This window comes from Peptoniphilus indolicus ATCC 29427 (genome assembly GCF_000227315.1).
Lineage (GTDB): Bacteria > Bacillota > Clostridia > Tissierellales > Peptoniphilaceae > Peptoniphilus > Peptoniphilus indolicus.
In genome coordinates this window covers 1,094,981-1,107,690 of record NZ_JH165061.1, presented here as the reverse complement: position 1 = coordinate 1,107,690, position 12,710 = coordinate 1,094,981, and the positions used below count along the sequence as shown (strand labels likewise).

General features: G+C 31.3%; 12 protein-coding genes. 2 read left to right on the top strand and 10 right to left on the bottom strand.

Features of this window, described 5'->3' with window-relative positions:
• Both HMPREF9129_RS04965 and HMPREF9129_RS04960 read left to right on the top strand, forming a co-directional pair.
• On the top strand, window positions 1-532 hold a 532-nt coding region (locus HMPREF9129_RS04965; RefSeq protein ID WP_004821004.1), incomplete at its 5' end, for an aspartate-semialdehyde dehydrogenase.
• A 95-nt stretch (window positions 533-627) separates the two neighbouring features.
• Window positions 628-1,464, top strand: coding sequence for an NAD(P)H-hydrate dehydratase (locus HMPREF9129_RS04960; RefSeq protein ID WP_306424715.1), 837 nt, complete (start codon window positions 628-630; stop codon window positions 1,462-1,464).
• 78 nt (window positions 1,465-1,542) lie between these two features.
• On the opposite strand, the gene HMPREF9129_RS04955 is transcribed toward HMPREF9129_RS04960, so the two are convergent.
• The 10 genes from HMPREF9129_RS04955 to HMPREF9129_RS04910 form a co-directional block, all read right to left on the bottom strand.
• Window positions 1,543-2,115: an epoxyqueuosine reductase QueH gene (locus HMPREF9129_RS04955; RefSeq protein ID WP_040552564.1), complete on the bottom strand. Its 573-nt coding sequence runs from the start codon at window positions 2,113-2,115 to the stop codon at window positions 1,543-1,545.
• Window positions 2,116-2,141: 26 nt separating this feature from the next.
• The gene (locus tag HMPREF9129_RS04950) at window positions 2,142-2,972 is read right to left on the bottom strand and encodes a DnaJ domain-containing protein (protein ID WP_004820997.1); all 831 of its coding nucleotides are present in this window, start codon (window positions 2,970-2,972) and stop codon (window positions 2,142-2,144) included.
• A complete protein-coding gene (locus tag HMPREF9129_RS04945) occupies window positions 2,972-3,337 on the bottom strand; it encodes a metallopeptidase family protein (RefSeq protein WP_004820995.1) in 366 nt (121 codons plus the stop codon). Before HMPREF9129_RS04945 ends, HMPREF9129_RS04950 begins: the two co-directional genes overlap by 1 nt.
• Window positions 3,331-3,951, bottom strand: a complete 621-nt coding sequence (locus HMPREF9129_RS04940) for a hypothetical protein (protein WP_004820994.1) — start codon at window positions 3,949-3,951, stop codon at window positions 3,331-3,333. Before HMPREF9129_RS04940 ends, HMPREF9129_RS04945 begins: the two co-directional genes overlap by 7 nt.
• Window positions 3,951-4,769 carry a 4-(cytidine 5'-diphospho)-2-C-methyl-D-erythritol kinase gene (ispE, locus tag HMPREF9129_RS04935; RefSeq protein ID WP_218916025.1) on the bottom strand — a complete coding sequence of 273 codons (819 nt, stop codon included), beginning with the start codon at window positions 4,767-4,769 and terminating at the stop codon, window positions 3,951-3,953. The genes HMPREF9129_RS04940 and ispE overlap by 1 nt, the downstream gene beginning before the upstream one ends.
• A 61-nt stretch (window positions 4,770-4,830) precedes the next feature.
• Complete coding sequence (locus HMPREF9129_RS04930; protein WP_004820981.1) at window positions 4,831-5,103, bottom strand: Veg family protein; 273 nt, start codon at window positions 5,101-5,103, stop codon at window positions 4,831-4,833.
• A gap of 300 nt (window positions 5,104-5,403) precedes the next feature.
• Window positions 5,404-6,039 carry a putative bacteriocin export ABC transporter gene (locus tag HMPREF9129_RS04925; RefSeq protein ID WP_004820979.1) on the bottom strand — a complete coding sequence of 212 codons (636 nt, stop codon included), beginning with the start codon at window positions 6,037-6,039 and terminating at the stop codon, window positions 5,404-5,406.
• Between the two features lies 1 nt (window position 6,040).
• Window positions 6,041-6,250, bottom strand: coding sequence for a hypothetical protein (locus HMPREF9129_RS04920; RefSeq protein ID WP_040552335.1), 210 nt, complete (start codon window positions 6,248-6,250; stop codon window positions 6,041-6,043).
• A 7-nt stretch (window positions 6,251-6,257) separates the two neighbouring features.
• Window positions 6,258-8,150 carry a bacteriocin-associated integral membrane family protein gene (locus HMPREF9129_RS04915; protein ID WP_004820976.1) on the bottom strand — a complete coding sequence of 631 codons (1,893 nt, stop codon included), beginning with the start codon at window positions 8,148-8,150 and terminating at the stop codon, window positions 6,258-6,260.
• A gap of 188 nt (window positions 8,151-8,338) precedes the next feature.
• Window positions 8,339-12,595 (bottom strand): acyl-CoA dehydratase activase-related protein, encoded by a 4,257-nt coding sequence (locus tag HMPREF9129_RS04910; protein ID WP_004820974.1) that lies wholly within the window; start codon window positions 12,593-12,595, stop codon window positions 8,339-8,341.
• Window positions 12,596-12,710: the final 115 nt, after the last annotated feature.

Below are 12,710 nucleotides of genomic sequence, written 5' to 3'. Positions count from 1 at the left end.
TACTTATCAAGCAGTTGCAGGTAGTGGAGTAAATGGAATTGATGATTTAAAATTAGGAGATTGGGGTGGAAAGAATAAATTTTATCCTTACCAAATCTCACACAATGCAATTCCTCACATAGATGATTTTACTGAAGATGGATATTCAAAAGAAGAACTTAAGATGGTAAATGAAAGTCGTAAGATTTTATCTGATGACTCTCTAAGAATAACTGCCACTGCCGTTAGAATACCAGTTTTTGAAAGTCATATGGTAAATATTGTAGTGGAAACCGAAGAACCATTTGAAGTTGAAGAAATTTTTAATATCTTCAAAAATTCAGAAGGTATTGTTTTACAAGATGATGTAAAAAATAATATCTATCCTATGCCAATCACTGCAACCGGAAAAGATGAAGTCTTCGTTGGTAGAATAAGACGTGACCATTCTGTTGAAAATGGTATAAACTTTATGTGTGTTTCAGATAACACAAGAAAAGGAGCGGCGCTAAACGCAATACAAATTCTTGAATATGTAATAGAGCATAAATAATTATGGGTTTGAGTGTATCTCAAGCCTTTTTATTTTATCAACTCCTTATGATAATATTAATTAAAAGTAGGTGAATTATGAAAAAATTTTTTTGAATCGTATTACATCCCATCAGAAATAAAGGGAATATTAAAAAAAGAGACCCATCTTCACACAAGGGAACTTATGGAAAAATCGGAATAATTGCCGGCTCAAAAGGTATGACAGGTTCAGCATACCTCGCTAGTAACTCAGCTCTTAGAACTGGCTCAGGTCTTGTATACAATGTTGTTTCAAAAGATATTTTAGATATTATGACACTAAAATATGTAGAACCAATTGCAAAAAGTTTTGATGATTTAAATTCAATGTTAGAATTTCTACAAAATTTAAATTCAATTTGTATAGGTCCTGGAATCGGAACGGAAAAAGAAGCTGAAGAAATATTAAAGGCCGTCTTAACTTTAGAAAAACCACTTCTAATAGATGCCGACGGAATAAACTTGCTTGCCAAAAATTTAGACTTACTAAAGACAAGGACATACCCAACTATTCTCACTCCACATACGGTTGAATTTTCAAGACTTAGTGGATTGTCTTCTGACTACATAAATGAAAATCGATTAGAATCTGCCAAAAAATTTGCAAGCGAATACAATGTAATTTTAGTTTTAAAGGGAAATAAATCAATTGTTGTTTCAAAAGACAAGACTTACATTAATAACTCAGGTAACCCCGGTATGGCAACGGCCGGTTCAGGAGATGTCCTATCAGGTATAATTACCTCACTTCTTGGGAGAAATATTGAACCATTTGCTGCAACCAAGCTTGGAGTGTTTATTCACGGAATGGCGGGAGATTTTGCCGCAGAAGAATTGAGTATGGACTCTATGATAGCTTCTGACATCATAAATAATTTGCATAAACTCTTTAAAATCGAAGAACTATATTAAATTTTTAAACCCAACCCTGTAGATTAATTTTATACTACAGGGCTAATTTTTATTTCAAAACAAAAAATGGAGAGGCACTTACCTCTCCACTTTAGAAAACTCACATCCACAATAATCTTGTCTGTAAAGTCCATATTCCTCTGAAAGTTCTGTCGAACGTTTAAACCCATTTTTCTTTTTAAAATCCGAATACAAATATTTTACATTGTATTCTTTCTCAAGCCCTTTACCTATTGAATTTAATGCCTCTGCATTTTTATAGGGACTTATTGAAAGTGTTGTAGTAAAATATTCAAACCCATTATCAGCTGCATACTCGGCAGTTTTTTCAAGACGTTGTCTATAACATTTCATACATCTTGCTCCGCCTTCCGGAGCTTCTTCAAGACCCTCTGCAATTTCTAAAAACTCATCGTGGTTATAGTCTAAAACTTTTACATCCACACTCCACCCACAATCACTCAAAAGTCTATCAATCTCTTCTGCTCTTCTGATGAACTCAACATCAGTGTCCATATTTGGATTATAAAACAACACACATATATCAAAATATTCTACCATTCTCTCTATTACAGCTGATGAACATGGAGCACAACAAACGTGTAATAAAAGTGTTGGTCTATGGTCTAATCTTTTTAACTCTTGTTCCATTAAAAAATTATAATTTTGTTTCTGTTTCAATGTAAATTCTTATACCTCACAATATTTTCATCGTTTAAAAACTCATACGCATTATTTATCTGTTTAAATTTTTCTGCAGCATCTTCTGCTTTATTTAAATCCGGATGGTAAATCTTAGCCATTTTTCTATAACTCAACTTTATTTCATACTTATCTGCTGTATAGGGAACTCCTAAGACATCACAAGCTGATTCATACTGATTTTTAAATGAATTAGGAGCTTGATATCTCTGATTTTGATTTCCACTTTGTTGACCATAGCCATTATAATAGCCCCCACTTTGAGCTTGTCCGAAGAATTGTTCAAAATCTTCAAAAGAGCCAAAAGTCCAACTTCCCCATTGAGCACCTTCTCCAAAATTTCCAAATTGTCTTCTAAATTCTTCCTCTTGTCTTTTTCTTCTCTCCTGCTCTCTTTTTAATCTCTCCCTTTCAAGATTTTCTCTATATTTATTCCCATAATCTTCCATTCTCTTATAAGCTGCAGTTCTTCCAAGTATGTAAAAATCTGCCTTATCATAGAAATATTCAGTCGCCATATAGTGGATATACTTCAAATAACTTACGGCAATTGTCCCTATAATCGGAACTATTAAAGACAATACTCCAATCCAAAATAAAGGGCTTCTCAAAAGTGCTGCTAAAAAGAAAGGATTGAATATAAAAAATAATATTAAACATCCGGCCGCCGAAAAAACTAAACCAAACAACTGTTTTATAGACGAAAATATATTTACTAACACTGTAAAAATATATATCAGCCCTTGAAGTGTATAGTCTATTATAGACCCCACCGACTTATAAAAATAACCTGCGATTTTATTCATTAACTCTCCTTATTTTCTCTATACTTATTCAAAAATTCTATGTCCTCTAACTCCAAATCATTGTCTTTAGCCAAAAATTCTATATGATGAGTCAATTCATGATGTAGAGTTTTCCTAAGCTCATCCTTTAAACTATCTCTATCATACCAAGAATACATATTCATAAATGAGCCGTAGTAAATTCTTATACACTTCCCAAGCATACTTCTTTCATATACTCCAAGACATATAAGACCAGGTTCATCTTCATAGTACTTACATTCTTCTTCAACAATTATTCCGCCTGTAAGACCATCGTAAATACTCTCAGGAAGTTCTTCATATAATTCCTCAAGAATTTCTTGAAAATCATCAATTTCTACCATTTCAATCTCCTAAAAGAAGAATAGTTCCCTCCAAGTAGCTCTTCAGCCCCCATATAAAGTCCTATTCTATTTCCAGTAACGTAGAACTTACTCTTTGTAAATTCTAATCCTATAATCTCAGCCTTTAAATAGTCAAATAAAAACCTAAACTCTACATTCGGATAAAACTTTTCCATAAACTCTCTGTAATAATGAATACAAGGCTCCATAATATAGACAACTTTTGCATCACCTATGTAAGAATCCAATAAGTTTTTGGCAACATACTCGCTCACATTTCCATCCACCACAGTATTAGCTAAAACTTGAACATCTACACCATTAAACTTTTCAGCAAAAATTTTGTTGGACAACACCACTCCCTCTTTTGCTTCAAAATCTTTTTTAAATGATTCAATTCCAGTGATAGCATCTTCGAAAAAAATAGACATAGATGGATTAGTGCATATCAACTTCCCATTTGTATTTTTTTCAATATTATCAATCCTATATTTAATTGTCTTTGGCATCATCGCCAAGGGCCAGTACATATTATCTATGATTACATTACCGCCCACATTACACTCATTTAAAAAAATAAGCGCTCCTATTGAATCATCAATCAAATAAACCATTATATTAAATTCACCATGTAAGTATTTTTATAGATTTCTCTAAAATTATTATACGCCTTCATTAAAGCTTCTTCGTTGTCAAAAAGACCATACACAGTAGAGCCGGAACCGCTCATAAGTGTAGCACTTGTGTACTTTAAAATCTCTTTCTTTATATTTTCCACTTCAATATATTTTTTAAACACGAAATCTTCCATATCATTTCTAAGATATTTAGAAATTTCTACTAAATTTTCATTCCTTAATGCATATATTAGTGAATTGAAATCAACCCTATCAACTTTTAAATTCATATTTGAATAAACTTCATTAGAACTTACTTCAAACCCCGGATTAACAATAAGAGCTTTTAACTTTTTAAAATCAATATCCAAATCTGTAATCGCTTCGCCTATTCCTTCACAAAGTGCAGTTTTTCCTCCTATCATAAATGGAACATCAGCTCCAACCTTAACCCCAAGTTCTCTAAGCTCATCTGTATTCAAATTCAAATTATAAATCCGATTTATCTCTTCAAACAAAGTCGCAGCATTAGCTGATCCACCGGCAAGTCCGGCTCCGGTTGGAATTTTCTTATACAATTTAATACCAACAGGCAATTCTCTTCCAATATACTCTGTAATTATCTTGTACGCCTTAGTTACAGTGTTCTCATCAGGTAATTCCATATCAGAGAAAAATTTAAAAACATCCGACTTTTCAATTTCCATTTCATCATAAATATCTATTCTCTGCATAATACTTGCAATGTTGTGGTAGCCATCTTCTCTTTTAGACACCACATCCAAAGATAAATTTATTTTCGCATACGACTTCACCATATCCACCTCTTTGAAATTATAACACAAAAAAATAGAGCCTTCAGGCTCTATCTCTATTTTACGATATCTTTTTTGATTTCAAGTCGCTAAAATCAACATCATCATCTAAAATTAAAATTTTAACCGTCTCAGTAAGTACATCTGAGTAAGTATAAGTTACTATTGATTTTTCATCGCCATTTTCTACAGAAATAGAAAACAAACTAGGATATACAGACTCTAAAACACCACGTCTTGTAATGTATTTCTTTCTACCCTTATTAGCTTTTATGATAACTTTCTTGCCAAGATTTTCTTCCAACTCATTTCTTATTTCATACATTTGATTCATGGATTACCGTCCTCTCTACACGTGCGAAAACTATCATGATTATTATATACTATTTCACTACTTAAGTCAAATTTTTAATTTTACTTCAAAAAATATCTGTTGTCAATATTTAACATTATACATTTTACGAATATATATTGCTAAATAAATATATTTTCTAATAATCATATATTTACTAACCCTTAATCTTAATCAAACTTATGCTCCAACCCTTATGATTATAATTAGATATAAAAATGAAGCCAACTTTACTGTAGGCTTCATAATTTACTCTATTTAAAATTATTTTTAAACTATAATTTAATCTAAATTAATTACTCTATCACATTCATTAGCTATTTCCATATCATGAGTTGCTATAACTACTAATTTTCCTTCCTCTCTATATCTTTTCAAAGTTTCCATTACAACAGCCCCATTTTCTCTATCTAAAGATGCCGTAGGTTCGTCAGCTAAAATAACATCACAAGGTTTTAACTCAACTCTCGCCATAGCTATTCTCTGTTGTTGTCCCCCAGATAACTGATATACTTTGTGGTTTACATAATCTTTCAGCCCAAAATTGTTCAAAGCCTCTTCAATTAAACTCATTTTATTTGCTTCTTTTCTATACTCAAGTGCCAGTTTTAAATTTTCTAGAACAGTTTCATTTTCAACCAATGCAAAATTTTGAAATACATATCCCAGTCCATATCTTCTAATCCGCATAGCTTGTTTAGAATCAATATTGCCTATGGATTGACCTTTATAAATTATTTCTCCGCTATCACTATTTTCCAACAGACCTATAATATTTAACAACGTACTCTTCCCGCTTCCGCTCTTTCCAACCAAGGCAACCATTTCTCCGGTTGAAAATATATCACTAAAACCTTCTAGTACATTATGTTCCCCATAGCTTTTGGATATATCTTTTAATTCTATGATTTTTTCCATATCATTCTCCTTTTAATACTTCTACAATCTTATATTTTTCATTTCTTCTCAAAGTAAATATGAAAACTATAAAGCTTATAGATAAAACTAATATATTTATTACTACCGCGGGTTTCAATGCATAAAAATATTTAATACTATTTTCAAAATACTTAGCCATTGCTATTGATAATGCAAAAATTAATATTTCAGATACAACAAAATTTATCATAATCTTCTTATGTATCTTGAAAAAAGTCAAATCCTAAGAATTTTTTAATAGAAATTTTATTCTTATTATTTTGAAAATATACAGACGCATAAGTGTAGATTGACATTAGTAAAAATAATAAACTAAATATAAACACAGAAACAGCTATCTTCACATTTATTTCATAAAACCTAAGCCCATCTCCTAATGCAACCTTTAATGGAGTAATAGTGTAGTCAGTAGTACGCCTCATGCTATCGCTTTGAAAAAATTGTTCAATTTTCTGTTCAAGCACTTTATCATTTGGTATATTTAATTCCGGTAATGTCGGTATATAGGCATTACCGTTTACATTTTTATTATTTATTACAAGAAATACATCATTGCCATTTGATCTAGCAGCATTAGAGAAATTAAATAAATTTTTACTATCTTCTATATAGTATATATTTTCCCTATAATCAGGATTGTTTATATTTTCAGAATAGTAGTCTGTTTTATTCAATATATCTTCGTACAAAAACTTATCTCTCACGTGGTACATATGAGCCTTTTGTAAAATATCACTTTCATATTCCCTTAATTTTTTTGGCACAATAATATCCATAACCTTTGAGTCATCAGATAAATTTTGAAGCGATTTATTTTGGTCTTTTAAATTTGAAATCTCTATATATTTCTTGTTTATGTAAATATAATTAATTGGAACTTTTGCATCATCTTCGCCTATTTTACTAAACAAAATTGCCCCGTTGTCATTTAAAATTTTCCAAAGTTCTCCCAATTTATATATTGTTTCATTTTTTACCTCCTTAGAATTCCAAACACCCACTTTTGTATAGTCCATATACTTTTTATAGTTATTCATCATACTCTTCTTAGATGCCAGCTCACTTGCATCCGGATAGAGCCATACCAAACTAATGACTACAATAAAAATCGACCCCATAACTGTCAATTGATTTAAAATATTGCCGTTTCGTCTTCCGGATTTTATTACCATTGCCATTTGTTTAGCTCTTAGTCTACTCAATTTAAATTTTAAATATAAGGCTACGTAAACTAAGTGTACAAATAAAAATATAATATAGTACTTTAATCCTTTAAAAAATATATAAAGATTTTCTACTCTTGATAAGTAACCTTTTAAATATATAAATAAAATTGAAATTATAATACTTATACCTACACTTAAAGCTAAAGGAAATCCTATATCTTTAAAAAAAGTCCTCTTTAATATAGTATTTTCATCATGCCCATTTAATTTTCTTATGGCAAATCCTCTCTCATTTGAATCAACCAAGTACATAGCCAATACACAAGCGATTACCAACATTCCCATAGATAATATCAAATACATATCGCTTTCATAATTATCATTAAAGCCCTTCCCATGGTATTTATCGCTATTTTCTATAGAAACATTAAAAAATTCTTGATATTCCGTATTAACTTTTTCTAAATCGTTCAAAAATATATTTGAGCTTTCGCCATAGATATTATAGATTCCCTCAAGACTTATATTTTTTAATTCTTCAAGTGATTTAAAATTTATTTTATTATTATATAACATGCTAAAGACCTTTTCTTTTGAATCACTTGGCATATTTGTAATAGTTTTAAAATTATCATCTGAAATTTTTAAAATATTTCTTTGAAATTCATTATTCGGCGAATAGATGTAATAATCAACACTACTATGTTCGTTTATTGATTTTACTATTGTCAAATTGTATTTTTTAGACATATCCAACAATTTTTCTAAAACTTCTTTTGACCCTTTTTGTTGTTCTATTTTAACACCATTTCTAAATGGGTTTTCCATAACTCTTTTAAATTCATCTATGCTTGTCTTCTTTACACACAACACTATTAAAACAAAAGAAAACAACAACATAAAAATATTATATACTTTTTTCATTTTATCTCCTTAACTAAAGTTTACTGCTTTAAACCTTAGAATTACAAACTCTATAATAGCCATCGCTTGATTTTAGTATATATTTACCTCCCCACATGTCAATAATCATTTTCATTAGCTTTGTAAAAGATTTATTTATATAAGTTTAACACTTAAAATCAAAATAAGAAAGAGATAAGAATTTCACCTTATCTCTTTGCTATTTTGATATTCTTTTTAATTATTGGTACACTTTCTTTATTTTCTAAATTCTTCTTTGCCTGTGCCAACATAAGTTTTATTCTGTTGAACTGATTTACTTCAGAAGCTGAAGCGTCGCAGTCTATTGGAACTATATTTGAAGTTGGATAGGTTTCTCTTATAGCTTTTATCACACCTTTTCCGGTAATGTGATTTGGCAGACAACCGAACGGTTGAACACATACTATGTTCTCACATCCGTCCTCTATTAACTCGACCATTTCTCCTGTCAAAAGCCAACCTTCTCCGTATTGATTGCCCAAGTCCACGTATTTTTTAGCATACTCCATTATATCCTCTATCTTCCTTGGAGTATGAAAACCATGTTCTTGCAAGGCATTTCTAACTATTGTTCTATATTTTTCAATGTATTTTATTCCAAAATTACATATAATACCAGGAATTAATCTTTTAGATAGTTCTTTGTGTTTGATTTCAGCATTTTTAAATGAATACATTATAAAGTCTGTCAAATCCGGTATTACTACTTCAGCACCTTCTTTTTCCATTTTTTCTGCAATATAGTTATTAGCTGCCGGAAGATATTTTACCAATATTTCTCCAACTATCCCAACTTTAGGTTTAACCTCATCACTTATTTCAAGCGCACTATATTCCCTTACCATTTGTTTTACATTTTCTTTAAATTTCTTTAATTGAAAACTCAACGGATTTTGGCAAATTTCAACCCATCTTCTATATAAAACATCTGTTGAACCCTTTATCATCTCATAAGGTCTAATCTTTTGAGTCAATCTCATAATTAAATCTCCATATAAAAGTCCCATTATGATCTTATTTACGAGTGGTATTAACTCTGTTGGGTTCAGTTTAAACCCTTCGTGTTCTTCTATTCCCTGTAGAGATAGTGCAAGCACGGGAATTTGTCCATATCCTGCATCTTTTAATGCCTTTCTTATAAATCCTACGTAATTTGATGCTCTGCAAGCTCCACCTGTTTGTGACATCAAAAATGTTATGTGGTCTGGGTCATACTTTCCACTCTTAAGTGCATCCATAAATTGACCAACTACAAATATTGAAGGATAACAAGCGTCATTATTTACGTATTTAAGCCCTTCATTTACAACTTTTGAATCTAAGTCTTGTAACACTTCAAAATTATATCCAAGAATTTTGAGTATTGGTTTTAGCAGTGCAAAATGTGTTGGAGCCATTTGTGGAATTAATATTGTATGGTCTTTTTTCATCTTCTTTGTAAACTCAACCGGTTTTTCGTCAATTATCTCAGGTTCTTCATTTATCTCCCGTCTGTCAGATGCTTCTAGTAGAGATCTTATTCTAATTTTTATAGCTCCCAAATTATTTACTTCGTCTATTTTCAAAACCGTATATATCTTGTGATAACCGCTTAATATTTCATTTACTTGGTCTGTTGTTACCGCATCGATTCCACAGCCGAATGAATTTAATTGAATCATCTCTAAATTTTTATGCATCCCGACAAATTTAGCTGCTCTATAAAGTCTTGAATGGTAATTCCATTGATCTAATACTCTGAGTTTACCATCTATATCTACCAGGTTTGAAATCGAATCTTCTGATAAAACTGCTAGTCCAAGAGAATTTATAAGCTCCGGTATTCCATGGTTTATCTCAGGGTCAATATGGTATGGCCTACCTGCCAACACAATTCCCTTTATATCTCTTTCTTCAATTTCCATCATGGCTCTCTTACCCTCTGCTCTCACATCTGCTTTATACCTATCAGACTCTTCATAAGCTATTTTAACAGCTTTTTTTACTTCATTTGATGGAATATTTTCAAAAACTTCTGAAAGTCTCTTTTCAAGTTTTTTTCTATTGTCAAATGACATAAAAGGATTCATAAATTTTATATGATTTTCCCTTAAATTTTCCAGATTATTTTTAATTACTTCTGAATATCCGGCTACTACTGGACAATTCAACGTATTATTAGCTGTATCGAATTGTTTTTCCTCATAGAAAACTGAAGGATAAAATATGAACTTTACTCCTTTTTCTATTAAGTTTTCCACATGTCCATGAGATATTTTTGCAGGATAACAAGCTGTCTCTGAAGTTATGGATTCTATCCCCTTCTCATAAGTTTTTCTATTTGACTCATCAGAAAGCACTACTCTATACCCGAGTTGTGTAAAAAATGTATGCCAGAAAGGATAGTTTTCATACATGTTCAACACTCTTGGCAAACCAACTGTCCCTCTCTTAGCCTCTTCTTCATTAAGTGATTTATAGTCAAATAATCTCTTGTATTTATAAGAATACAAATTTGGAAGGTCAGCTTCTTTTCTTACTATTCCAGCACCTTTTTCACATCTATTTCCGGTTATAAATCTTTTTCCATTTGAAAAAGTATTTACTGTGAGTGCGCAATTATTTGTACATTGTCTACAATGAGTTTGGACCGTCTTATATGTGAATGCTTCAAGTTCTTCCAAATTCAATATGCTTGATTTTTCAAAATCTGCTCTTTCTTTACTTATTAAAGCCATTCCCACAGCTCCCATAATCCCTGCAATAGACGGTCTTGTAGCCTTTACCCCTGTGATTAATTCAAATGCCCTTAAAACTGCATCTGATAGGAAAGTTCCACCTTGAACAACTATGTTCTTTCCAAGTTGTTTTGGGTCTCTGACCTTTATAACTTTTTGTATTGCATTTTTTATTACAGAATATGCAAGTCCCGCTGAGATATCCTCTACTTGAGCACCTTCTTTTTGAGCTTGCTTTACATTGGAATTCATAAATACAGTACATCTTGAACCAAGGTCAACAGGCTGTTTTGAATGTAGTGCTATTTCAGAAAATTCCTTTGCATCCATTTTTACAGTTTTTGCAAAAGTCTCTAAGAATGAACCACACCCTGAAGAGCAAGCTTCATTTAAAAGAATAGACTCTATTACTCCATTCTTTATTTTCATACTCTTCATATCTTGACCACCTATATCGAGTATGAAATCTACATCCGGTTCAAAAAATTCAGCGGCTTTAAAATGAGCAATTGTTTCAACTTCTCCAAAATCTAAATTGAGTGCAGCCTTTAAAAAATCTTCTCCATATCCTGTACAACCAGCTGATTTTATATATGAATTTTCATTTTTTCTCTTATAAATTTCCTTTAATTGCTCTACAACTATATCAAGTGGATTCCCTTCATTGCTTCCATAATAAGTATATAGAAGTTGATTGTCTTCCCCCATCAAAACCACCTTTGAAGTTGTTGAGCCTGAGTCTATCCCAAGGTACATTGCTCCGGAATATGACTTTAAATCTTCTCTCTTTAAATCTTTAGTCTTATGTTCTTCAATGAAATTTGAAAGTTCTTCTTCGCTTTCAAATAGAGCAGGTAAAATCTTCGATTCCTTATCTATTTTTTCCTTAGAATTATTTGCTCTTTTGTAGAGTTCCATAAAAGAAATCATATCTCCATCAAAACTTGACAACGCTGCACCCAACGCCACAAAAATTTCAGAGTTTTCAGGAACTATGGTCTCTTCTTCAGATAGTTTCAAAGTTTCCACAAATCTATTTTTAAGCATTGGTAAAAAATGTAATGGCCCTCCTAAAAAAGCTACTTTTCCCTTTATAGGCCTACCACAAGCCAAATTTGAAACTGTTTGATTCACTACCGATTGAAATACAGATGCTGCTATATCCGCCTTTTTTGCGCCTTGATTTATAAGAGCTTGGATATCTGTTTTTGCGAATACTCCACACCTTGAAGCTATTGGATATATCTTTTCATAGCTTTGACTCATATCATTTAAACCTGAAGCATCTGTTTGTAGTAATGATGCCATTTGGTCAATAAAAGCTCCTGTACCCCCTGCACATATAGAATTCATTCTTTGTTCTACCGAACCGCTCATATAGGTAATCTTTGAATCTTCTCCACCAAGTTCAATTGCAACATCAGTTTGTGGAATATATCTTTGAATAGCCTCTGTAGCAGCCACAACCTCTTGTATATATTCGATTTGTAATGACTTGTGTATAGATAAAGCTCCCGAACCCGTCACTGCTATCGTAACCGTATCATATTTAAAATGTGCATAAGCATCATTTATAACTTGCTTTACAGTAAATCTAACATCCGAAAAATGTCTTCTGTAAGTTTGATAAAGTATATTGAAAGCATCGTCCAAAACTACTAATTTAACAGTAGTTGAACCAATATCAAGACCCATGTGTATCTTCATCTTTTATTTCTCCTTAAAACAATACAAAAATAGAAAACTAAAATTGTATAGAAACTATACCACAAAAAATTCTCATTCAATACAATTTATTTTAAATAATTTTTTATATATATAC